This window comes from Paraclostridium bifermentans (assembly GCF_964259345.1).
Lineage (GTDB): Bacteria > Bacillota > Clostridia > Peptostreptococcales > Peptostreptococcaceae > Paraclostridium > Paraclostridium bifermentans_B.
In genome coordinates, this window is sequence record NZ_CAXVJR010000001.1 from 512,769 (window position 1) to 537,504 (window position 24,736).

The 24,736-nt window shown below is 27.2% G+C and carries 24 protein-coding genes, 1 pseudogene and 1 other annotated feature; of the genes and pseudogenes, 9 read left to right on the forward strand and 16 right to left on the reverse strand.

What is annotated here, in order from left to right:
* The first annotated feature begins 21 nt into the window (after window positions 1-21).
* From ACEXNK_RS02630 to ACEXNK_RS02640, 3 genes are all read left to right on the forward strand, one after another.
* Entirely contained in the window at window positions 22-714 is a 693-nt protein-coding gene (locus tag ACEXNK_RS02630; protein WP_373599777.1) for a cyclase family protein, read from the forward strand.
* A 231-nt stretch (window positions 715-945) separates the two neighbouring features.
* Complete coding sequence (gltS, locus tag ACEXNK_RS02635; protein WP_373599776.1) at window positions 946-2,214, forward strand: sodium/glutamate symporter; 1,269 nt, start codon at window positions 946-948, stop codon at window positions 2,212-2,214.
* A 198-nt stretch (window positions 2,215-2,412) separates the two neighbouring features.
* Window positions 2,413-2,847: a nucleoside 2-deoxyribosyltransferase gene (locus tag ACEXNK_RS02640; RefSeq protein ID WP_373599775.1), complete on the forward strand. Its 435-nt coding sequence runs from the start codon at window positions 2,413-2,415 to the stop codon at window positions 2,845-2,847.
* A gap of 39 nt (window positions 2,848-2,886) precedes the next feature.
* Here the strand turns inward: ACEXNK_RS02640 and ACEXNK_RS02645 are convergent, their stop codons facing one another.
* Together ACEXNK_RS02645 and ACEXNK_RS02650 are read right to left on the reverse strand one after the other, a co-directional pair.
* Window positions 2,887-3,297, reverse strand: a complete 411-nt coding sequence (locus tag ACEXNK_RS02645; RefSeq protein WP_373599774.1) for an FxLYD domain-containing protein — start codon at window positions 3,295-3,297, stop codon at window positions 2,887-2,889.
* Window positions 3,298-3,384: 87 nt separating this feature from the next.
* Entirely contained in the window at window positions 3,385-4,503 is a 1,119-nt protein-coding gene (locus tag ACEXNK_RS02650; RefSeq protein WP_373599773.1) for a serine/threonine protein kinase, read from the reverse strand.
* 75 nt (window positions 4,504-4,578) lie between these two features.
* Between ACEXNK_RS02650 and ACEXNK_RS02655 the strand changes: the two genes are divergently transcribed.
* Entirely contained in the window at window positions 4,579-5,022 is a 444-nt protein-coding gene (locus ACEXNK_RS02655; protein WP_373599772.1) for a hypothetical protein, read from the forward strand.
* A 126-nt stretch (window positions 5,023-5,148) separates the two neighbouring features.
* Here the strand turns inward: ACEXNK_RS02655 and ACEXNK_RS02660 are convergent, their stop codons facing one another.
* Window positions 5,149-6,084, reverse strand: a complete 936-nt coding sequence (locus ACEXNK_RS02660) for a hypothetical protein (RefSeq protein ID WP_373599771.1) — start codon at window positions 6,082-6,084, stop codon at window positions 5,149-5,151.
* A 196-nt stretch (window positions 6,085-6,280) separates the two neighbouring features.
* Between ACEXNK_RS02660 and ACEXNK_RS02665 the strand changes: the two genes are divergently transcribed.
* Both ACEXNK_RS02665 and ACEXNK_RS02670 read left to right on the forward strand, forming a co-directional pair.
* Window positions 6,281-6,748, forward strand: coding sequence for a GNAT family N-acetyltransferase (locus tag ACEXNK_RS02665; protein WP_373599770.1), 468 nt, complete (start codon window positions 6,281-6,283; stop codon window positions 6,746-6,748).
* 21 nt (window positions 6,749-6,769) lie between these two features.
* Window positions 6,770-7,207, forward strand: a complete 438-nt coding sequence (locus ACEXNK_RS02670) for a GNAT family N-acetyltransferase (RefSeq protein ID WP_373599769.1) — start codon at window positions 6,770-6,772, stop codon at window positions 7,205-7,207.
* A 145-nt stretch (window positions 7,208-7,352) separates the two neighbouring features.
* Here the strand turns inward: ACEXNK_RS02670 and ACEXNK_RS02675 are convergent, their stop codons facing one another.
* The 3 genes from ACEXNK_RS02675 to ACEXNK_RS02685 form a co-directional block, all read right to left on the reverse strand.
* Complete coding sequence (locus ACEXNK_RS02675; protein WP_373599768.1) at window positions 7,353-9,518, reverse strand: sensor histidine kinase; 2,166 nt, start codon at window positions 9,516-9,518, stop codon at window positions 7,353-7,355.
* Window positions 9,493-10,194 (reverse strand): response regulator transcription factor, encoded by a 702-nt coding sequence (locus ACEXNK_RS02680; RefSeq protein ID WP_373599767.1) that lies wholly within the window; start codon window positions 10,192-10,194, stop codon window positions 9,493-9,495. The genes ACEXNK_RS02675 and ACEXNK_RS02680 overlap by 26 nt, the downstream gene beginning before the upstream one ends.
* Window positions 10,195-10,389: 195 nt before the next feature.
* Window positions 10,390-11,103 (reverse strand): ion channel, encoded by a 714-nt coding sequence (locus ACEXNK_RS02685; RefSeq protein WP_373599766.1) that lies wholly within the window; start codon window positions 11,101-11,103, stop codon window positions 10,390-10,392.
* Between the two features lie 177 nt (window positions 11,104-11,280).
* Here ACEXNK_RS02685 and ACEXNK_RS02690 point away from each other — a divergent pair.
* Window positions 11,281-12,594: pseudogene (locus ACEXNK_RS02690) on the forward strand (uracil-xanthine permease family protein).
* A 60-nt stretch (window positions 12,595-12,654) separates the two neighbouring features.
* Here the strand turns inward: ACEXNK_RS02690 and ACEXNK_RS02695 are convergent.
* The 4 genes from ACEXNK_RS02695 to ACEXNK_RS02710 all read right to left on the reverse strand — a co-directional run bounded on the left by ACEXNK_RS02695 (window position 12,655) and on the right by ACEXNK_RS02710 (window position 16,011).
* Complete coding sequence (locus ACEXNK_RS02695) at window positions 12,655-12,978, reverse strand: DUF2325 domain-containing protein (protein WP_373599765.1); 324 nt, start codon at window positions 12,976-12,978, stop codon at window positions 12,655-12,657.
* A gap of 24 nt (window positions 12,979-13,002) precedes the next feature.
* Window positions 13,003-14,904, reverse strand: a complete 1,902-nt coding sequence (feoB, locus tag ACEXNK_RS02700; protein WP_373599764.1) for a ferrous iron transport protein B — start codon at window positions 14,902-14,904, stop codon at window positions 13,003-13,005.
* Window positions 14,905-14,927: 23 nt separating this feature from the next.
* Complete coding sequence (locus ACEXNK_RS02705; protein ID WP_373599763.1) at window positions 14,928-15,146, reverse strand: FeoA family protein; 219 nt, start codon at window positions 15,144-15,146, stop codon at window positions 14,928-14,930.
* A gap of 217 nt (window positions 15,147-15,363) precedes the next feature.
* Window positions 15,364-16,011 (reverse strand): DNA alkylation repair protein, encoded by a 648-nt coding sequence (locus tag ACEXNK_RS02710; RefSeq protein ID WP_373599762.1) that lies wholly within the window; start codon window positions 16,009-16,011, stop codon window positions 15,364-15,366.
* Between the two features lie 171 nt (window positions 16,012-16,182).
* Between ACEXNK_RS02710 and ACEXNK_RS02715 the strand changes: the two genes are divergently transcribed.
* Complete coding sequence (locus ACEXNK_RS02715; protein WP_373599761.1) at window positions 16,183-16,542, forward strand: hypothetical protein; 360 nt, start codon at window positions 16,183-16,185, stop codon at window positions 16,540-16,542.
* Between the two features lie 87 nt (window positions 16,543-16,629).
* Here ACEXNK_RS02715 and ACEXNK_RS02720 read toward each other — a convergent pair whose 3' ends face one another.
* Entirely contained in the window at window positions 16,630-17,943 is a 1,314-nt protein-coding gene (locus ACEXNK_RS02720; protein ID WP_373599760.1) for a Na+/H+ antiporter NhaC family protein, read from the reverse strand.
* An 86-nt stretch (window positions 17,944-18,029) separates the two neighbouring features.
* Window positions 18,030-18,283, reverse strand: a binding site (T-box leader).
* 81 nt (window positions 18,284-18,364) lie between these two features.
* On the reverse strand, window positions 18,365-19,078 hold the full coding sequence (locus tag ACEXNK_RS02725) for a M48 family metallopeptidase (protein ID WP_373599759.1): 714 nt from the start codon (window positions 19,076-19,078) through the stop codon (window positions 18,365-18,367).
* Between the two features lie 133 nt (window positions 19,079-19,211).
* Here ACEXNK_RS02725 and ACEXNK_RS02730 point away from each other — a divergent pair, with 133 nt between their 5' ends.
* Window positions 19,212-19,820 (forward strand): superoxide dismutase, encoded by a 609-nt coding sequence (locus ACEXNK_RS02730; RefSeq protein WP_373599758.1) that lies wholly within the window; start codon window positions 19,212-19,214, stop codon window positions 19,818-19,820.
* A gap of 91 nt (window positions 19,821-19,911) precedes the next feature.
* On the opposite strand, the gene ACEXNK_RS02735 is transcribed toward ACEXNK_RS02730, so the two are convergent.
* From ACEXNK_RS02735 to ACEXNK_RS02750, 4 genes are all read right to left on the reverse strand, one after another.
* On the reverse strand, window positions 19,912-20,256 hold the full coding sequence (locus ACEXNK_RS02735) for a PqqD family peptide modification chaperone (protein ID WP_373599757.1): 345 nt from the start codon (window positions 20,254-20,256) through the stop codon (window positions 19,912-19,914).
* Window positions 20,246-22,174 carry an OPT family oligopeptide transporter gene (locus tag ACEXNK_RS02740; RefSeq protein ID WP_373599756.1) on the reverse strand — a complete coding sequence of 643 codons (1,929 nt, stop codon included), beginning with the start codon at window positions 22,172-22,174 and terminating at the stop codon, window positions 20,246-20,248. The genes ACEXNK_RS02735 and ACEXNK_RS02740 overlap by 11 nt, the downstream gene beginning before the upstream one ends.
* A 238-nt stretch (window positions 22,175-22,412) precedes the next feature.
* Window positions 22,413-22,754: a PqqD family protein gene (locus ACEXNK_RS02745; RefSeq protein WP_373599755.1), complete on the reverse strand. Its 342-nt coding sequence runs from the start codon at window positions 22,752-22,754 to the stop codon at window positions 22,413-22,415.
* Window positions 22,744-24,669 carry an OPT family oligopeptide transporter gene (locus ACEXNK_RS02750; RefSeq protein ID WP_373599754.1) on the reverse strand — a complete coding sequence of 642 codons (1,926 nt, stop codon included), beginning with the start codon at window positions 24,667-24,669 and terminating at the stop codon, window positions 22,744-22,746. The genes ACEXNK_RS02745 and ACEXNK_RS02750 overlap by 11 nt, the downstream gene beginning before the upstream one ends.
* Window positions 24,670-24,736: the final 67 nt, after the last annotated feature.

Genomic DNA, 24,736 nt, shown 5'->3' on the forward strand with positions numbered 1-24,736 from the left:
AGCTTTTATGGAGGTGTTTTTATGAGTTTTACTGTAATAGATTTATCTCAAGAAATATTTCAAGGTATGTCAGTTTTTCCAATGCATCAACCCACTTTTATAATGACTAATATGACACATGAAGAAAATATGAAAAAAACAGGAAGCAAAACTTTAGGGTTTTCTGCTAGAAATTTACTTATAAGTGAACATGGAGGTACACACTGTGACGCAGTATGGGAATATAAACCAAGTGGTGCTACTATAGAAAATATGCCACTTGAATATTTTTTTGGAAGTGCTATATGTATAGATTTAACAAATGTCCCATACACTCGATACATAGAAATATCAGACATAGAATCTGCACTTATAAAGCATAACCTAGAAATAAAAAAAGGTGATATTCTTTTAATGTACACTGGTCACTATGATAGAAATTTTGGTACTGATAAATGGCAAACTGAGTACTCTGGCCTAAGCTATGATGCTGCTACTTATCTTGCTGAATCTGGTGTTATAAACATAGGTGTAGATGCTCCTGCTATTGATCATCCTCATGATTTGGATTTTTCTGGTCATTTAGTTTGTGGTAAATTTGATATAACTAATACTGAAAATTTATGTAATTTAGATAAAGTTGTTGGAAGAAGATTTCTATACTTTGGTCTTCCTCTAAAAATAAGAGCGGGTTCTGGTTCTCCCATTAGAGCTATAGCTTTGCTTGAAAATTAAAAAACAAATAAGATATCATATATAAAACTTATGGTATCTTTTTTGTTTTTTGTTAATTTCTTAAATATCAAAATTTTCGACATTTAAATATTTTTTAAATTATTTTAAATTAATACTTAATTTTTTCAAGTTTAACTATAGTTTTACTTAATAATATTTACTTTTATCCAATTTAATGTTATAATAATTAAATATTCAATTTAACAAACCATAAATTAAAGGAGTGATTCGATGGAATTAAATTACATCAATGGAATCTATACTCTTAATCTAAACATCGTTGCTACTATAGCACTTGCTTGTTTTTTAATAATATTTGGTAAATTTATTAGAAAACACATCTCAGTATTAGATAGATTATGTATACCGGGACCTGTTATAGGTGGTATACTATTTGCACTTTTAGTATTTATACTTAAACATTACGAAATATTAAATATAGTATTAGACACTAGCTTACAATCTACATTTATGGTAGCATTTTTCTCTACTGTAGGTATAGATGCAAGTTTTTCTCTTATTAAAAAAGGAGGAAAATCAGTACTTATTTACTGGATATTCTGTATAATACTTATATTCGCACAAAATATAATAGGTATATTAGGTGCAATGTTAACAGGACTTGAGCCTTTACTTGGGCTTATGTGTGGTGCCATTTCGATGGGTGGTGGTCACGGTACAAGTGCAACTTTTGGTCCAACTTTAGAAGCAATGGGAGTTGTTGGTGCTAATACAATAGGACTTGCCGCTGCTACTTTAGGACTTATATCTGGTGGATTAGTTGGAGCTCCAACTTCAAGATATCTAATAGAAAAATATAAATTAAAGCCTAAAAATGAACCTGTAGTTGATTTCCATGAAGGAATTTCCGACAAAGAAGGTATACATAGTGAGGTTATAGATGTAGATGCATCATTACCAACAGCATCTTCAATAGATACCTCTCAATTTATAAAGCATTTATTTATAATAAGTACTTGTATGACTATAGGTTATATGGTCAGTGATTTTATAACACAAGTTACAGGATATGTTTTACCAGAATATGTTGGTGGAATATTAGTTGCCATGTTATTTAGAAATACTAATGATAAATTTAAGTTAGTTGATGTTGACTATTCATACTTTGAACTTTTAGGTAATGTTAGTTTAAAACTATTTTTAACAATGGCTCTTATGAGTATAAAACTTTGGGAACTTAAAACTTTAGGTCTTCCAATGTTAATTATTGTTTTAATGCAAGTTATATTTATAGTATTATTTACTATATTTGTTATGTTTAGATTATTAGGTAAAGATTATGATGCAGCTGTAATGGTTGGAGGATTTATAGGCCATGAACTTGGTGCTACTCCAAATGCGCTTGCAAATTTAAATTCAATATGTGGTAGATATGGGTATTCGCAAAGAGCATTTTTCACAATACCTATAGTATGTGCATTCTTAATTGACTTAGTTGCACTACCTACTATAATTATGTTTATAAATATGTTATCGTAATTTTAAAATATTATCTAGTATAGTTAAGCTTAGGACAAGCTATAAGTTTTGTTCTACTCTTTCTATATTAGATAATTTTTTTGTGCTTTTAAAAATTATATTTTTTATTTTAAATCATATAATATAAATATTATTTATAATACGATTTAAACTTATATGTTATAATTATACATATTTTAATCAACTTAGGAGGATTTTATGACAAAGAAAATATATTTAGCTAGCCCATTTTTTAATGATGCGGAAATAACTAGAATGAAAAGTGTTTTAAAAGTATTAAGAGATAGAGGATTTGATGTTTTTGCTCCTTTCGAACTTAAAAATGAAGAGTTTGAATTTGGTTCTATGAAGTGGAGAGATGTTACTTTTAAAGCTGATGTTGATCATATAGATTCTTGTGATGTAGTAGTTGCTATAAACTCTCAAGGTAACTATGATGATGCTGGTACTATGTGGGAAATAGGTTATTCTTATGCTACTAAAAAACCAATTGTTGTTTTTAATGATTCTGATAAAATACTTAATTTAATGGTAGCTAATAGTTTAACTGCTGTTATAAACAACTTAGATGAATTAAAAGCTTATGATTTTGATAAGTTAGAAAAAATAGAATATACAGGAAGTGTTATATAAATAATAAAAAAATACTACTTTAAAAGTAGTATTTTTTTATTATAATGCACTTGATTTTGCAGTTATTTCATATTTATCAAAGTTATCTGTTGTACAGAATATTTCTACCTTTCTCTTCTCTCCTGGCATTACATCTGTTTCATTTGTAAATGAGTTTTCTACAACAGTTCCATCTTTATCTATTAATTTGTAATCAAATTGAATATAATCTATTTTTTTATCACTTGTATTTTCAAATATACCTTCTATAGTAGTTGTGAACTCGCCTTTATTAACTTCCCAAGATATATTTTTAGCTAAATCTTGCATTTGGCTATCTTTTTTTACCGTTTCTTTTTGCACTTCGTCTATTGCGTTATCTACACTTGATACTCCTGCACTAAACATTGCTGCACAACCACCTATTACTACAACTATTCCTATTACAATTCCTAATATAACTTTTTTCATAACAAAACCTCCAATGAATAATTACTTGTTGATTTTATTATAAAATTTATAAGTTTATTATTGGTATGCTACTAGCATACACTTTTTTTACATAAATATATCTAATAATAATCCATATATCATAAATATAATAAAACTATATAAAAAGTATCCAAATAACTTTAAAGTTTTATCTTTACTCCTTACCAATGGTAATTTATATTTTATATCTAGAAAGTTTGTATAAAATAAATACATAGTTAGTAGTAACCCTACAACAATAATATTTTGAAGTAACTCTATAGGACTTTTAGCAACTATTAATCCTATTACCAAGAACAAATACCATATAATTGATAATATAATATTCATTTTTTTTCCTTGTCTAAACCCTGGAATATAATCATATAAATGTCTTCTTTTTTTATTTAAATTCTCTTCTACTTTTTCTACTTTTTTTATTAATTTATTTTCTTCAATCTTTGATTCTTCATCATAGTTTTCTATTATTAATTTTTCTAAATCATGCTTTAATTCTTTTACAGTTTGATATCTGTCTTTTGCAGATATTTTAGTACATTTTATTATTATATCCTTTAATACCCCTTGATTTTTTGCCTCTTTCATATGTTTTCCTGTACTTAGTACATTCATCATAACACCCATAGCATATATATCACTTCTACAATCTGTTTGATCAAACCCAAATTGTTCTGGAGATGCATATCCTTTAGTTCCTAAAAGGGTTGTATCCATCTTTTCTCCATCTTTATATATTCTTGAAATATCGAAGTCTATAAGTTTTAGTACATTATCATTACTTATAATTATATTTGCCGGCTTTATATCTCTGTGAATTATAGAAGGATTTAGATTGTGAACTTTTTCTAATATATCACATAAGTCTATCATATACTTTATTACTATTTCTTCATTTAAGTACTCATTTCTTTTTAATATTTCTTGCAAAGTATAACCATTTATAAACTCTTCAATAATTATTAATTTATCTTCATATTCAAATACTTCATATATTGTAGGCATATACTTACTTTTTACATTTATTAAACTTTTATAAACTTCTATTGTGTATTCTTTTAAGACACGCTTTATATAAAATTTTTCATCTATATTATTTTGTACTAAAAATATTTCACTTTTTCTACTTTTATGTATAGATTTTAGCTCTTCATACAAAGATAAAGTGTATTCCACATCCAAATTCAATTTTATTCCACCTCTTTTATTGATTTTACGACCATAGCATTATATCATATTAATATGTGAGGTGGAATGATTTATATGAATAAGGATAAAACTATTGAACTTATGAGTATTTTAAATGATATAGAAGATGAAAATTACTTGGATGAGTTTATAAAATCTGCTATTAATAATTTTTCTGATTTAGGACTGCCTAAATTTTTTGAAGATATATGCGGTACTAAAAATATAAAAAAGAGTGTTCTTATAAAAAATGCAGATATTGATAGAACTTACGGTTATCAAATCTTAAGTGGAGCTAAAAAGCCAAGTAGAGATAATATTCTCAAATTATGTATTTCTGCTAATTTAAATTTAGATGAAAGTAATAAAGCCTTAAAGCTTGGTAATGTTGGTGAGTTATACCCTAAAAATCCTAGAGATAGTATCATTATTTTTGGAATTAATAAAAACCTAGATTTGTTAAAAATTGATGATTTACTTTATAACCGAGGGTTTGATATACTTGGAGAGAGTAAGTGATAACTATATACATATAAGTTTTAACTTATTAAAACTTATATGTATATTCTTAACTTGCTTACTTTAATTAAACTTACATCTTTAAATTGAAATTTTTATAATACTTATACCATTCAATAACTACTTTTATTTATTTAAAAAGCAATAACCTTCGCCTATTCCTACATTTGTATATTCATTCTCTAAAAAATTATCTTTTATTTTAATTTTTATCAAACTATCATCTATACTAGATTTAGGTACCGCTAATATATATCCATTTCTATATCTATTCTTACCCTCAATATTTCCAAGGAAATCTTTTACCTCTGTGAAAGATACTATCTCTAATTTCTTATTATTGCAATATACTTCTACATCTTCTACTCTAAGTTTTGGAGAAAAATCTTCATCTATTGCTATTTCAACTTCACTTTTAAGCCCTTTATTTTCAACATAATTTACTCTATCAATAGACATAGGTATAAAATTCATATAATAACTACAATATTGTTTAAAGCTTCTAATACCATATACTTCGCATTTATCAATATGAATATCTAACTTAACATCTTTATCTAAATCCACATTATAAATCCAAGTTTCTAACATATCTTTTGAGTATCTATGATCAAATATGCCTATACTTTCTTCTTTATCACTTAACAGTATTTCAAAGTTACCATCTTCATCCCCGATTGAAATAATATTGCTATTAGTACAACTAATTATAGGATTTTTAACAGGTTTTTCATTTATATATCTAACAGTTCCATATATCTTTCTTAACTTAATATCAAATATATATTCCTCTTCGTCTAATATAACTTTTATAGCATCTGTTTTATCTAGCGGACTTTCTAAATCAAATTTAATGGAAAACTTACTATCCTCAACTAAAACTTCTCCACTAAATAATTTTATATTTTCATTTATAACCTTTATGTACTTATATTTCTTTTTTAAATCCATTCCTTCAATTTTTATAAAAGGAGTATTTTTCATATTCCATACTACTTGTTTCACAGTACTTTCTAACGTTGTTTCACATTGTGAATTATTATTTAAAATTAATTTAATCATATATACACTCCTAAAACATAATATAAATTTATAATATTTAAATACTATATAAATATATGTATACCTTTTAATTTTATAAACTTAATATATTTACAAAGGTTTTAATCTAATGAATATTTAATATAAATATTTATAATATTTATTAGTATATAAAATAAGTTATAAGAATGAAAATTTCATACCAGGGAGGAACTTTATGTGTGATTTAGTTATAAAAAATATCGAAGCAGACATGATTGATATAGCATTAAAACTTGTTGAAAAAGTATTTATGGAATTTAATGCTCCTGATTATGCCCAAGAAGGAATTGATGAATTTAAAAGTCAAATTATTGAAAGCAAGGATTTTAAGAGTAAATTTGATACAGGTGAGCAAATAATGATAGGAGCATTTAATAATGATAAAATTATTGGTATATTATCAATAAGTGTTAGAAATCATATTTCACTTCTTTTTGTAGATAAAAACTACCATAAAAATAAAGTTGCTACAAAACTACTTAATGAAATTATCATACAGTCAAGATTAAAAGGCATCTCTAAAATCAAGCTAAACTCATCGCCCTATGCATTACCTTTTTATTTGAAATTTGGATTTGTTAAAACCGATTCAGAAAAAATTAGAAACGGTATACAATACACTCCTATGGAGCTTAATTTATAAAATTTTTATGAGGTGATATTCTTGAATAAAATTATAGATGCAAAGTCTAAACTAAAAAATCCTGATATACTATCAATTCTAAGCGAAAGTATTTATATGCCTAATGATGAAAAACTAAACCATATAACAAATAAGTATATAATCAATAGTAGAGTTTTAGCCTATGCTTACAAAAACAATTCTCAATTTAACGGAATAATTATACTTGAACATCTAAAGAATAATGAATTTGAAATACTAAATATTGCAGTAAGCAAAGAACTTCAAAACAATGGAATTGGAAAGAACTTGATTGATTATATTATTAATAATTTAAATCCACACTCTTTAAGCGCAGAAACAGATGATGATGCAATAAATTTTTATCTCAAATGTGGTTTCAAAATTATAGATAGGCAAGAAAAATATCCAGGTATTATAAGGTATACTTGTACACATTTTTCAAACTTTTTAAAATAGGGTATACAGTAGTGCGAAGGGTTAATATATAAGTTTTAGCGACATTTAAAGCATCTTTGAGCGACTACGTCGGCGACATGAGCGCAGCGATTTTTTCAGCTTTTGGAGCAAAACTTATATATTAACCCGAAGCCCACAGTATACCCTATTTTTTAAATACTATTACAACTTTAAACAAATCTCCATCAATACAAACATCAAAGTTACCACCTTGAAGTTCAACAAAACTCTTTGCAATAGCAAGACCTAGTCCACTACCTTCAGTATTTCTAGACTTATCTCCTCTTACAAACCTTTCTACCAACTCATCAACATTAAAGTCAATTTCCTCCGCTGTCATATTTTTAAAACTTATTTTAACATTATCACTACCATCTTCTATATCAATATAAACTCTTGAAGAAGACATTGCGTACTTACTTATATTAATAAGTAAATTTTCAAATACTCTAAAAGTTCTTTGACTATCTAATTTTAATATAACCTTATCTTCTGGTAAATTTTTTCTAATAATTAAGTTTGACGACTTTAGCTTATCATCAACTTCAAGTAAAGTTTGTTTCATAAGAGAAACTACATCTACATCTATTATATTTAAACTAACATTTCCACTATTAGCCTTACTAACCTCAAATAAATCTTCTATTAAAACTCTTAATCTCTCAGACTTTCTATCTAGTGTATCTATATACATATGTCTTTTCTCTTCACTTAAGTTTTCATCTTTTAAAAGATCTACATAAGTTATTATAGAAGTTAATGGAGTTTTTAAATCGTGACTTACATTAGATATTAACTCAGTTTTCATCTTCTGGCTTTTTACTTCTTCGTCTACAGCTTTTTTGAATCCTGTTTGTATATTTACAATATCATCTTTTAATAAATTAAATACACCTAAATCTTTATCTGTATCTGTATTTAAATCTCCAGTTGAAATACTTTTAGTTATTTTAAGTAGCTCTTTATAGTCGTTATCTACTTTTGCATATTTTTTGTTAATAATTATATACAGTACTATTGTGTATATAGGTACAATAAATACTCCAAACATCCATATAGAACATAGAAGCCCTACTACAACCATATTTATTAATAATATAGTTATAACTTTTTTATTATTTTTTGTTCCTAATTTTATATCAGATGCCCAAATAAATAAATACTTTACTTTTTTGTATATATACCTAAATCCTCTACATATTAAAGATCTTTGTTTTATATAATCTATAGGATTCACTTTTATAATATGCTTTAATAAAACTACACATAAAAATTCAATACTAAATAAAACTGTCCAATATATAGTACTTATTAAATAGATTAATATATCTTTAACTATTTGGTTATTTTCTAATGTTTTTATATCTAATATTCTTTCTCTAATTATTTGCTCATTACCAAAGTAAAGTAACATAAATGCTGTACAAACAATAATTATTAATATTTCAAAAGGAATTTTAAATACTTTATTAATTATTTTTATTTCTTTTAATTCTTTATATGGAAGTATCATACTTCCTATTAAAACAAATCCTACCGCTATATTTATAAATAAAAACGAAGCTTGACCATAAGCATCTTGCTCTTCACTCATTTTTTGATAATATATACTATCTTTATATTTTAAGTCTTTTTCAACCCCATATACATATGTCATATTTTTAATTGGTTTAACTTCATAGCCTTCTAAGTTATTAAATATTCCACTATCGCTTGAGTCTAGTTTTATTTCAGCATCATATTTATTTGCACCATTTATCTTTTTTATAGTTAAATTCCCTTTATCATCATAGTCTAAAACTATGTAATAATCATAAGTCTCTTTTAAATCTTTTAATACAGCTGCTTCTGTTTTACCTATCAATAAATTAATCTGACCTTTTTGATTTTGTTTTATTTTATTAGTTTCTTTATCTATAGCATAATACTCTAAGTTTCTTAAATCACTTTTTAAATAATCACTATAACCTTCTATAGTTTGGTTAAATTCTTTTTTCTGATTTTCTATGTAGTCCTTGTTAGCTTCATTATATTTTGTAATACTATCATATTCAGGTGATTTTTCTAACATAAAAGTTTCTGGATATAATTTGCTATCACTATTTTCATTTTTTATATCATAATAAAGTCCATAATTTGCTTTTAATAAATCATTATTAAACTTGCCGTTATCATATATATTATATCCAAATTTTTCACTATCTTTTTCGATTCTAGGATATGATAGAACCATACCTATAGAAGCTATTAGTATTATTAAAACTGCTATTAAACTTATAATATTTTTATTGCTTTTCAATTTTGTAGCCAACGCCCCACACCACCTTCAAATATTTTGGGTTTTTCGGGTTCACTTCAATTTTTTCTCGTATATTTCTTACATGAACCATTATTGTATCTGTATTTACTGCTCTTTCTTTCCATACTTTTTCATATATTTCATCAGCTGAAAATACTCTTCCTGGATTTTTCATAAGTAAAGTAAGTATCTTAAATTCTATAGGAGTTGTTTTTATAATTTTTCCATCTACACTAACTTCTTTAGTATTTGTATCTAATTCTAACCCACCTATAGTATATAAGTTTTCATTGTTTACACTCTTTTCTACCATATTTAAAAACTTTTTATATCTTCTAAGTTGAGAATTTACTCTAGCTAAAAGTTCTAATGGCTTAAAGGGTTTTGTAACATAATCATCAGCACCTATATTTAAACCTGTTATTTTATCTATTTCTTCAGATTTTGCTGATAACATTATTACTGGAAAATCGTGATTTTCTCTTAACCTCATTGTAAATTCTATTCCATCCATCTTTGGCATCATTATATCTATAATTCCTAAATGTATGTTTTCTTTTTCTAGTATTTCAAGTCCTTCCACCCCATTATTTCCAATAAATACGTTATATCCTTGATTGTTTAAGTATGCTTTTATAGCATAAGCTATATCTTGTTCATCTTCTACAACTAAAACATTAAAATTCATAATTATTACCCCACTACATTATTTTTTCTCTAATATATAATAACATAAATAAAAACCTCCTTTTAAGTTTTTCTATACTTATATATTAGTCTTAATTTTTAAAGATATCTTGTATATAAATCTAAAGATTTTCTAAAGATTTTTAATATAAATTTTTACATTATAAAAAGAGACCATCCTTAAAGATAGTCTCTTTTAGTCTTTTGAGCTTATTAGCGTAAAAATACTTGGTACAAATATACACATAAGTAAATATGATATAAACATTTCGCTTGCCACTATAATTTTCAATCCCGAACCTAATATACTAACTTCATCATATCCAATTGTAAATATCATAACACTACTAAAATATAAATAATCAATCCTGTCTTCAACCCTATTTCCATCACTTAAAAACAAACCCTTCTCTTCATTTATTTCAATATTACTATAATAATTATTATAATCTTCAAACAAATTTGCATAATAAACAGTACTTGTAAATAAAACTATGGTTATTACTGTAAATACTATTGTACTTGATTTTAAAATACTATATTCTTTAGGCATTCTAAATACCCATATTATAGTAATAACAATCCATAGGGTGATTATTATTGATATAGCTAATATATATATCACACCAGTTAATATTCCCATATTACTCATAACCCATTGACCTATACTAAACCCTATTTTAGTAAATACATTTATATTTATATATAAAAATATATACTCTAAAATAAGTAGTATCATATTAGACTTTTTAAGATTGCTTTTCTTTTTTGCTATGTAAACAGTTTTTAAGAAGGTAATTGAATATATAGTAAGTATTATTAGTCCAATTATGTTTATTATATAATTTTTTACTAAACAAATTAATATACTACTAAGAAGTAGCATGCTAAGTTCAATGAATATATTCATATTAATTATCACATCCATACAATTTTATTATCAACTAATATTTTGCTCTTTTATTTGCAAATTATGTTAGTAATCAACCTCTAAGAATTTATTTTATTTTCAAAGCATAAAATTTTTTAAGTAGTCAAATTGCTTCATAAGGAAGGTGATATTTTGAATAAAAACAAAAGCTCTTCTGTGTTTAACTTTTATGGCACCCCTTCATTGAGTAAAGCATTACCACTTTCTCTTCAACACATCCTTGCAATGATAGTAGGTACTATAACTGTACCTATAATAATATCTGGTATTGTTGGATCTACTTTAGAAGAAAAAACTATATTGATACAGTCAGCTCTTATATTTTCTGGGTTATCCACCTTAATTCAACTTTATTCATTCAAAAAAATAGGTGCATGTTTACCTGTAATATTTGGCGTAGGTTTTGCATATGTCCCAACCTTAACGTCTATTGGTTCTGATTATGGTTTAGCAGCTATATTCGGTGCTCAATTAATAGGTGGTATTGTAATGATTTTAATAGGACTTTGTATTAAAAAGTTCAGAAATTTTTTTCCACCAGTCGTAGCTGGAACAGTGGTACTTGTTATTGGACTTTCACTTTATGATATAGCTATAAACTATATGGCAGGAGGAATCGGTTCTGATAGTTATGGTTCTATACTTAATTGGACAATAGCAATAATAACACTTTTAGTTTCACTATTTATAAGCAACTTTACTAAAGGATATTTAAAGCTATCATCTATATTTTGCGCTATATTAGTTGGTTATATATTATCTATATTTGTTGGAATAGTAGATTTTTCTAGTGTAAGTAGAGCGTCTTGGTTTTCTTTACCTAAACCTTTTGAATTTTGAATTGAATTTCATCCTTCTGCTATTATTTCAATGGTTATAATATGTGTGGTTAATTCAGTTCAAACTATAGGTGATTTATCTGCAACGTCAATGGCAGGACTAAATAGAGAAATTACGGATGATGAATTGTCTGGTGGTTTAATTGGTAATGGAGTATGTACCTTTATTAGTTCTATATTTGGTGCTTTTCCAACATCTTCATTTAGTCAAAATGTAGGTATAGTTGCTATTACCAAGGTCATTAGCAGATACGTTCTAAGATTAGCTGCTATATTTTTATTAATAGCTGGATTTGTCCCTAAATTTGGTGCTTTGATGACTACTATACCGCATTGTGTATTGGGTGGTGCTACTATAACTGTGTTTGGTATGATTACACTGACGGGTATAAAACTTATTATAAAAGATGAATTATCTACTAGAAATACCACTATAGTAGCTTTATCTTTATCTCTAGGTATGGGAATATATATGGTTCCTCAGTCTATTGAACTTTTACCAAGTTGGCTATCTATGATAATAGGTGATTCTCCTGTTATACTATCAGCTTTAATTTCTTTTACACTTAATCTATTACTACCTAAAAAATCCTTAGAAGATGAATCTAAAGATTTAAAAAACATGAATTAGTAAAAATGGCTATCTCAAATTTATATTGATATAGCCATTTTTACATATTTTAAATTTTAATTAATTTCTACAATTTAACTTGCATTCACTACAGTTTCCTAAGCATCTATCTATATTTTCTATGCAAGTGCTAAAGGCTACTTTACTGCTATTTCTAACCTTTATAACCGGTATCTTTTTTCTTCTAGCATCTCTTATAGCCATTTCTGCCATACTATGAGATATTGTCGAGGTAAATAATACTATAGCATCAGGATTTCCAATTCTTTTTTTAAGTCCTGAAGGCATTTTAGTATATATTTTAGTATTGTATCCTTTTTCACCTAGCATAGCTTTATAATCTTTTTCCATGCACTCGTGTCCACCTAAAATCAATACACACATAAATTCACCCTCTTTACTTGTTTATTAAATAGCTGTTTCTAATTTTCCTTTTAATTCTATTTCTTTATTTAAATTTAGTTTTTGTAGTTTCTTATAAATTATGAAACATATACCTACAATAACTATAGTTCCTATTGCTAAATTAACTACATTTGCTGTACTAAATCCTACAGTTATTAAAGTTCCTATTTGATATACATAAAAAGCTGCTACCCATGCAACAAAGAATTGATATGTAAATGATATTACCGTCATCTTTGTTCCATATTCTTTTTGCATAGTTGCAAGTGCTGCTATACATGGAGTATATAGGGCACTAAATACTAAGAATCCATATGCTGTTACAGCTGTAAACATTGTTGGAAGTACTGTATCTAAATCTCCATATACTATTTCCATAGTTGATACTACTATTTCTTTAGCTGAAAGCCCTGTTAATATTGATACTCCTGCTCTCCAATCTCCAAATCCAAGTGGTTTAAATATAGGAGCTACTAATCCTCCAAGACTTGCTAAGAAACTATCATTTATCTCTGATGTAAATCCATTAAAGTTAAAATATGATAATCCCCATATAACTATAGACATTGCAAACATTATAGTACAAACTTTTACTAAGAATCCTTTTGATCTGTTCCAAGTATTTTTTAATAATTGTCCAATTGTTGGCATAGAATATTTAGGTAATTCTATTATAAATGGTGCAGATTCATAAGAGTTTTGACTTCTTGTTATAAATAATGCTACTAATATAGAAACTACAACACCTATTGCATATAAAGACATTGTAACTATTTCTTCATTATTTGGGAAAAATATAGCTGCAAACATTGCATATATAGGTAACTTAGCACTACAAGTCATAAAAGGTGCTATAAGTGCAGTTATTTTTCTATCCTGCTCACTATCTAATGTTCTAGTTGCCATTATAGCCGGTGAAGAACATCCTATTCCCATAATCATAGGTATAAATGTTTTTCCTGATAATCCAACTTTAGCCATAATTTTATCCATTAAAAATGCTATTCTAGCCATATATCCACTATCTTCAAGCAATGTTATTCCTAAGAATAAAACAAATATTAATGGGAAAAATGGTAATACTCCTCCAAGTCCACCTAATATTCCATCTACTATTAACGAATTAAACCATGGACTTGAATTTGCTAAAAGTTCACTCGCAGGTCCTTGTAAGTAGGTTTCTATAAGTCCTCCTGTATATTCTTGTAACGGACCTCCAACCCAATTGAAAGTAAACTTAAATAACACATATATAAGACCTATAAAGATTGGATATGCTAAAATTGGATTTAGCACAACATTATCTATTTTATCACTTAAAGTCTTACTGTTTTCTTTTTTAAGATTTACACATTTATTCAAAGATTTTTCTAGTTCTTTATATGTATCTATTTCTTTTTCTGGATAAGCTTTATACAATACCGCTGAATTTGAGCTATCTATTATAGTTTTTTCTAGTTCTTTGCTATCAACTTTTTTCTTAGCAACCATAGTAATAACTTTAACACCTAGCTCTTTTTCTAGTTTTTCAATATTTATATCTATTCCTTTTGCCTTTGCCATATCTATCATGTTTAAAACTACTACGATAGGCTTATTGTATTTCATAAGTTGAGTTGTTAAATATAAGTTTCTTGATAAATTAGATGCATCTACTATATTTACTATTACATCTACATCTTCTTGTTCTAAATAATTTTTTGATATTTTTTCTTCATTCGAATATGTATCCATTGCATATATTCCTGGTAAGTCAACAATTTTTATATTTTTTCCAAGTTGACCTTCTCTTTTTTCTATAGTAACTCCAGGCCAGTTACCTACTCTTTGCTTTAGTCCTGTTAAAGCATTGAATATTGTAGTCTTTCCTACATTCGGATTACCTAGTAATGCCACTTTAATCATTATTACTTTCCCCCTAAATCAAATTACTTTATTTTTATAAATTTAGCTTCTTGTTTCCTAAGAGCTATGTCAAATCCTCTAAAATTAATTACCATTGGATCTCCCAATGGAGCTATTTTTTTTAAAGTTATTTTAGTTCCTTCTGTACAGCCTAGAGCTAACAATCTTCTTGTGAAATCATTATTTCCTTGTATATAATCTATCACTGCACTACTTCCGACTTGCATTTTGTGAACACTCATTTAAAAGTCCCCCTTAATTAATAATAAAATTTATGTATATATTTATCTCATTTGATATTAATTATCACTACAAAATAAATAATAACACACTTGATATTGATTATCAATAACTTTTAATATATTTTTTCAAAAAAAAGGAAATAATATTTATTATTCTAAATAATATTTCCTTTTTTATAGTTCTATTTTTTTATTTATTGTCTTATTTTCAATACTCTTATAAATACTTACTAGCTTCTTTAATACTCAATTTACTCAGTTCATTTTTACTTATAAATACCTTAACCCATTCTTTATTAGTTTTAGAATATTCTCTAAGCATCCATCCAATAGCTTTCCTTATAAAAAAATCATTATCTTCTTTATTATTTCTTATAACACGCTCTAGAGTATTTGTATCTACGTTTTCTTTATACTTTAATTGATATAATATTGCACTCCTTCTAATCCACAAGTTTTCATCTTTACTCCAGTCAATAATGTATTCATCAACTAGTTCAGGGTATAATTTGCAAATTTCACCTAATAAATGACTTGCTATAAGGTCTACACTATCCCACCAAGATTTATTTGTTATCAATTTTTTTATAAATAAAATATCATCTTTTGCCAATTTCTTTTTCTTTTTAATAAGATAATCTATTGCTACATATTGGTATTCTCTATAATTTTCGCTCCACAAGTTATTTACTAAAGTTTTATCAATTAGACTTTTTTTATCTATATCCTTAAAAAACTCTTTTTGAAGTTCTTTTCTTTTAGAACTTTTTATACCTAAAAAGTCAAATTTATCTTTCATATATTTTTTCATATATACTGCATTTTCTTCATTTCTATTTTCTTTAAATATATCTATTATATCCATATATATCACCTTTTCAAAATTATTATAATCACGATATATTAACTATATAACTATTAACTTTAAGTATCAACTTGTAATTTTCAATTTTTATTATTTTACTTACTTAATTAAAATTTCAATATTCATGCTATAATATAAATATAAAATTAATTTTTTAGAAAGGGCATTTATATGAATAAAGTAGCAAGTAGATCAGAATTATATACAGCTCTTAAAAATAGAGATTTAAAAATTATTATAACTGATAAAAGAATAATTAAAGGTTTAAAAGTTCTCGATAATGTAGTCATTAAAGATAGCGATAGAAATAGGTGTAAATATGCTCTTAGAAATAAAAGTGCCGACTCTGCATTTTTAGGATTCGTTGGATTTGCTCCTATGATATCTGATATGGGTAATATATCATTTTTTCAAGCTATGGGGGTAATTAGCACTACAGGCTTACATGAAACTTTAATTATATTTTCTGATTATAATATTAAATATAAGAATGATGAGATTATATTAACTAAGAATAAATCAGCTAATTAGTAGTTCATCTATAAAATATCCAAAGATATTTATATAAAACATATAAATATCTTTGAATAAATAAATTTTAGTTTTTTTATTTATATTTTATATATTTTCTTTTAACTTTGTCTTTTTAACCACAACTTGAGAAAATGTTATAGATGCAATTCCACATAAAAACATTAATCCTGGATAGTAAAGATATCTAAGTATCTCAACTGGTGATATTCCTGCGATTCCAGCTGCAGTCAATAACTGTGCTCCATAAGGTATTACTCCTTGCCAGCAAGATGAAAATATATCTAATATGCTTGCTGTTTTTCTTGGGTCTATATCATATTTATCAGCAATATCCTTAGCTAAAGGTCCCGCTGTAACTATTGCTATTGTATTATTTGCTGTGCATAAATCTATAACACTTACTAGTGCTGCAATTCCAAATTCTGCACCTTTTTTACTTTTTATTCTACTAGTTATAAAATATAGTATATAATCTATTCCACCATTAAACTTAATAAGTGATACTACTCCACCAACTACAATTACTAACAAACTAAGTTCGTACATTCCTGCCATACCTTCTGATATCGCCCCTATAAGTCCTAGTAAATCAAATGAGTTAGAAATTAATCCTATAGTACCAGCAAATAAAATACCACTTCCAAGTAATGCAAATACATTAACTCCAAGTAGTGCCCCAGTTAAAACTAGTATATATGGTAATACTTTTATTATCTCATATTCATACGTTTGACTAGCTGTGCTACTATAACCTAAAGTTACAATTGTTAAAAGTACTGCTGTTATTATAGCAGCTGGTAAAACTATTAAAAAGTTAACTTTGAACTTATCTTTTAGCTCGCACCCTTGCGTTCTAACTGCTGCTATAGTTGTATCTGATATCATAGATAAATTATCTCCAAACATAGCTCCACCTACAACTGCTCCTATTACTAATGCTACTGGTATTCCTGTCTTTTGAGCTATTCCTAATGCTATTGGTGATAATGCTGCTATAGTACCAACTGATGTTCCCATTGATATCGATATAAAACATCCTATAATAAATAATCCAGATACTAAAAGATTTGATGGAAGTATTGATAAACTTAAATTAACAGTTGAATCAACTCCTCCCATTGCTTTAGCTACACTTGAAAAAGCTCCTGCAAGTAAAAATATAATAACCATTAAAATAATATTTGTATCTCCTGCTCCTTTACAAAATACATTCATTTTAGTTTCTAAACTTTCTTTTTTATTAAACAATAAAGCCACACCGCCTGCTATTAAAAAGGCTACTAACGCTGGCATTTTATAAAAATCTCCAGTTATAACTCCACTTCCAACAAATAGTACTAAAAATATACCTAGTGGTAATAATGCTAATGGATTTCCTTTTTTAACTTCTTGTTTCATAGTATCAATCTCTCCCTTTTTTTAATTTTTTTAATGCTAACCTTAATTTTGGGTATTAAAAAAACTCCCATTCCTAAGAAATTAATCTTAGGAACGAGAGTTGACTTCGTGTTACCATCCTAATTTATTTGTATCTCACAATACAAATCTCATCAAGTACGCCAAAATTTTGGTTATACTCTATCACTGTAACGGGTGAACCCGTTGTAGCCTAAATCTTAATAGATCTCGGTACACAGCTCCAAGGCCATTTTCACTTTAATATCCTTTGCTTTTTCTCACCAACAAAAGCTCTCTGTAAAAGTATTCTTAAAGTTACTTTCCTCTTCATTGCATTTAATTTAACTTTTTTTGTTTATATTTAACATAGTATACTTTTATATTTGCTTTGTCAATATTTTCATTGAATTTTCTAAAAATTTTATATATTCATTTTCATTCCATTGTCTTTTAACCATTTAATCTTTTCTTTATAATCAGGTATGATCTTACCTACAGCGTTATAAAAGTCTTTAGAATGATTCCTATGTTCCATATGACACATTTCATGAACTACTACATAATCAATTATTTCTATAGGAGCCATAGAACATCTTAAATTAAATAGTATTTCATTTTTATATGTACAACTAGCCCATCTTGTTTTTTGATCTTTTATTTTAATAGCACGTACATTATCTTTAAAATATTTTGAATAATAATTCACTCTATCTTTAACTATTTTTAATGTTTCATCTGCAAACCAAAGTTTTAAATTTTGTTGAATATATTCTTTATTATTACTATTTACTTTTATTATAATATTTTCATCTTTTAATTTAACCTCTGCTCTTGTAACTGTTTTATCTACTACAACTTGAAGTTTATATTCTTTACCTAAATACATAAATATATCTCCAGTTTCATAGTTTCTTTCAAGTTTATTTTTGTTTTTAATTTCCAATTCCTCTACTTTTTTTAATATCCAATCACCTTTATCTTTTACTGCATTTATTATAAAATTTTTATCAACACCATTAGGTGATAATACATTAATAGTTCCATCTTGTTTTATTTCCAAACTTAAAGTTTTTCTTTTTCTGTATATTATATTAAAACTTATTTCTTTTTCTTTATGCATTATAGTTATTTTCATTAATATCCCTCTAATTTTGTTTTTATATAATTATATCGTAATATTGAGAAAAATTAAATTTCAATCTAAAAGGTTTATATAAAAAAGTAATGGGAATATATAGAATATATAACTTAGAAAGAGGTGTTTAATTATGTTTAGTAAATTTTTAATGTTACCATATGGGGTTACTGATTTAGAGCCTTATATAGATGCTCAAACTATAGAGGTTCACTATGGAAAGCATCTTCAAACTTATGTTGATAATTTAAATAATATTTTAAAAGACTATCCAAGTTTCACAGAAGGTAAAACTTTAGAAGATATACTTAGAAATCCAAATGAAATTCCCGAAGAAATAAGACAATCAGTAATAAATCAAGGTGGTGGAGTTTACAATCATAACTTATACTTTACAAACTTATCTCCTAATCCTTGTAAAATGCCAGGTGGTATATTACTAGAAAAAATAAATGAAACTTTTGGAAGTGTAGAAGAATTAAAAGATGAATTAAACAAAAAAGCTATCTCTATATTTGGATCAGGATATGCATCTTTAGTTATGGATAATAACAAAAACTTATTTATAAAAACAACTGCTAATCAAGATACTACTCTTAAAGATGGCTTAACTCCTATACTTACAATAGATGTTTGGGAACATGCTTATTACTTAAAATATCAAAATCGTAGAGCTGAATATGTAAAAAATATTTGGAATGTTATAGATTGGAGTAAAGTTGCTGATTTATACAATAAATAGTTATATATAGTTTACTTAAGCGTAAAAAGAGGATATCTCAAAACTTCTTGTTATTATTAACAATGAGTTTTAAGATATCCTTTTATTATTTTTAATTTATTTTTTCGATGTAGTGACAATTAACATCTATATGATTTAAGAATAGTAGCAACCTTTCGTAAAGAGGATATGATTTTTCTTTATACTTTTCTTCTAAGTTTTTACCTATCTTCTCAACATTATTTTTACCATCAATTTGTAAAAACACATAACTACCATATTCATCAAGTTCTATTTTTTTATACATAGGAATCTTAAATTTTAATTTTCTAAAAAACTGTTGTACTTTATGGTCTTGTTTTTCAAGTACTGTAACAATTCCATTTTCACTTACTTCATATTCTATATTGTCACTTAATTTAAAAACTATATTTAAAACATCTTCATTATTTTTCATTATTTTTTACCTTAGATGTTATTATTGGCCATGTAGTAAGTCCTACTAAAACTATTAATAATATTATAGCCATCATATTTCCTGCTGCAAACCCTTGTGGTCCTGATGATTTTATAACACCTGATACTTGTAGTATTATACCTATTAGCCCTATTATAGAACCTCCTGCTACAAGTCCTGATGATAAACTTATACCATTTGAAACCTTAACTTCTTTTTCTTTTTCACCTTTAGCTGTTTTTTCAACAAATACACGAATTAATGCTCCAACTAATATTATTGAAGTTGTTGCTATTGGTAAATAGAATCCTATTGCAACTGTCATTATTGGTAAATCTAAGAAGTATAATACTACTGCCATAAATATACCTACTATAACCATAACCCATGGTAATTGTCCTGACATTATACCTGAAGTTAATGTTGATATTAAGTTAGCTTGTGGTAATGCAAATGGAGGATTATCTCCTGTAACTACAAGTTGATCTGATAATAATATTGTTGTCCCAACAACTACTATTACCCCTACTATACCTGCTATAGTAAAGTATTTTTGCATTTCACTTTTACTTCCACCTATTATATAAGTTACTTTTTGTGATTGACTATATCCACCTGCTATAGATATAGCAACAACTATAAATGTACCAAATAATAATAATGATTTATTATCTGCTAAATCAGTCCATCCCATTATAACAAATACTAATGTTGCTATAACTAATGATGCTATCGTCATTCCTGATACTGGTAAGTTTGATGTACCTATTGTTCCTGTTAAACGACCTGCAACTATAACAAATAGAGCTGCTAATAAAAGCGATACAATTGCTCCTACAATCGCCATTACTATACTTCCTGAAATTAAAAATCCTGCTACAAATGCTATTATTGCTCCACCTAATAATATTATATTTTGAAGAGCTGAGTTTTCATTTGAATCTCCAGCTGCTGATTTTGCATTAAGAGTTTCTTTAACAGATGCTATTATAGTTGGTATAAGTTTAACTGCTCCTATTATACCTCCACAAAGCATCATTCCTGCTCCTATGTATTTAACATAATTACCAGCAATATCATTTACTCCCATTTGGTTTATAGCCATGTTAGGGTCATTCCATACCTTAGCCCCTTCACCTGCCATATCTGTGAAGTATCCTATTAAAGGCATTATACCAAAATGAGATAATATAGATCCAGCAAACATTGTAAGTGCAACTTCAAGTCCTACTATAAATCCTATACCTAAAAGAAGAGGATTTACCTCAACTTCAAATTTACATTTATAAAACTTCTCTCCAACAAAGCTTATAACATTGTTAGCTACATTAAAAAATGAAGCTGTTAATACAGTTATAATTCCACTTATACCAAATCCCATACTCATATATTTCATTGAGTCTCCTCCACCATCTGACGCAACAAGTGTCTCAGATATAGCCATAGACTCTGGATACATAAGTTTTCCATGTTCTTCGATAATTAAATAATTATAAACAAGTGATGCAACTCCTATACCAAATAGAACTCCACCAACTCCAACAATAAATCCTTCTAAAAATGTTACCTGACTACCAATTAGTAATATCGCTGGTAATACAAATATCATACCACTAGCAACTGACTCTCCACCACTTGCCATTCCTTGTACTATATTTTTTCCAAGAATACCTTTTCCTTTTGCGAATGCTGCAATAAACGCTGAACCTATTATAGATCCCGGAATACCAGCAGCAACTGTAAGACCAGCTTTCATACCTGAATATGCTGTCGATGCTGCAAAAACTACTGCTAATATTATACCTATTATTAACACCGCTAAGTTTGCACCACTCTTAGACTTGTCTGTTATGTAAGGAACATAATCTTTTCCTGATACTCCTCCATAAGCTCCTTTAGGTAATTTCTTACTGCTCATTAATTTCACCTTCCCTTTATTAAATTACATTCATTATAACACATTATTACGAAATCTAACTTTTTTCGCAATTTTAATTTTTTTTCAAACTTTCTTATTTAAATCAAATTTTAGTTATTTGATTATTTTTTAAATATCATTTCATTAAATGGTAAATTTTGTCGTATTTTCTCTAATTTCAACTTATTTTTTGAAATATAAAAATAGAGTTAGTCATTTCGACTAACTCTAAATTATTTTATATTTTTTCAATATATTTACAGTTTACTTCTATATGGTTTAAAAATAGAAGCAATCGTTCATATAATGGATGTGATTCTTCTCCATATTTTTCTTCTAGTATTTTACCTATTTCTTCTATAGAGTTACTTCCATCTATTTGTAAAAATATATAACTACCATACTTATCAAGTTCAACTTTTTTATACTTAGGTATTTTAAATTTTAACTTTCTAAAAAACTTTTGTATTTTATGATCTTGCTTTTCAAGTATAGTAACTATGCCATCTTCATTTACTTCAAATTCTATATTATCAGCTTTTTTAAATATTATATTTAAAATATCTTCATTAGTTTTCATTATTTTTTACCTTTGACGAAATGATAGGTAATGTTGTGAATATAACAAGGGCAACTAATAAGATTATAGCCATCATATTTCCTGCTGCAAATCCTTGTGGTCCTGCTGATTTAATTACACCTGTAACTTGTAATATTATACCTATTAGCCCTATTATAGAACCTCCTGCTACAAGTCCTGATGATAAACTTATACCATTTGCAACTTTGGCTTCTTTTTCTTTTTCACCTTTAGCTGTTTTTTCAATAAACACACGGATTAGTGCTCCAACTAGTATTATTGAAGTCGTTGCTATTGGTAAATAGAATCCTATTGCAACTGTCATTATTGGTAATCCTAAGAAATATAATACTATCGCCATAAATACTCCTACGATTATCATAACCCATGGTAACTGTCCTGACATTATACCAGAAGTTAATGTTGACATTAAGTTAGCTTGTGGTAATGCAAATGGAGGATTATCTCCTGTAATTACAAGTTGATTAGAAAGTAATAGTATCGTTCCAACAACAACTACAACTCCTACTATACCTGCTATTGCAAAATATTTTTGCATCTCATTTTTACTTCCACCCATTATATAAGTTACCTTTTGAGATTGGTTGTAACCTCCAGCTATAGCTATAGCAACAACTATAAATGTACCAAATAATAATAGTGATTTATTGTCCTCTGGACTTGTCCATCCCATTATAACAAATACTAATGTTACTATAACTAATGATGCTATTGTCATTCCTGATACTGGTAAATTTGATGTACCTATTGTTCCTGTTAAACGTCCTGCAACTATAACGAATAATGCTGCTAGGAATAATGATACTATAGCTCCTATTATTGCCATAGTTATGCTTCCTGATATAAAGAATGCAGATGCTGCAGCAATTATAACTCCACCTATTAATATTAGAGTTTGTATAGATGAGTTTTCTCCATCACCACTTGCTGCTGATTTTGCATTCATAGTTTCTTTAACAGATGCGATTATTGTAGGTATAAGTTTAACTGCTCCTATTATACCTCCACAAAGCATCATTCCTGCTCCTATATACTTAACATAGTTACCTGCTATTTCATTTACACCCATTTGGCTTATAGCCATAGTAGGATCATTCCATACTTTAGCTCCTTCTCCCGCCATCTCTGTGAAGTACGATATTAAAGGCATTATACCAAAGTTAGCTAATATAGATCCTGCAAACATTGTTAAAGATACTTCAAGTCCTACTATAAATCCAATACCTAAAAGAAGGGGATTTACTTCAACTTCAAATTTGTACTTATAAAACTTTTCTCCTACAAAACTTATTACATTGTTTGTAATATTTAAAAATGAACTTGTTAATACTGTAATAATTCCACTTATTCCAAATCCTATACCCATATACTTCATTGAGTCTCCACCTGCATCTGATGCTACAAGTGTTTCACATATAGCCATCGACTCTGGGTACATAAGTTTACCATGCTCTTCGATTATTAAATAATTATGAACTAATGCAGAAATACCTATTCCAAATAAAACTCCTGCAACTCCTACACCTAAACCTTCTAAAAATGTTACCTGACTACCAATTAGTAATATCGCTGGTAATACAAATATCATACCACTAGCAACTGATTCTCCACCACTTGCCATACCTTGTACTATATTTTTACCAAGAATACCTTTTTCTTTAGCTAATGCTGCTATGAATGCTGAACCTATTATTGATCCTGGTATCCCTGCTGCAACTGTAAGTCCTGCTTTCATACCTGAGTATGCAGTAGAGGCTGCAAATATAGTTGCTAAAATAATACCTATAATCAATACAATAACGTTTGCACCTGTTTTAGACTTATCAGTTATGTAAGGAACATAATCTTTTCCAGACACTCCTCCATAAGCTTCTTTAGGTAATTTTTTGTTCATATTATTCACCTTCCTTATTTTAGATAAATCGATTATACCACATATTTTTACAAAATTCCCTATTTTT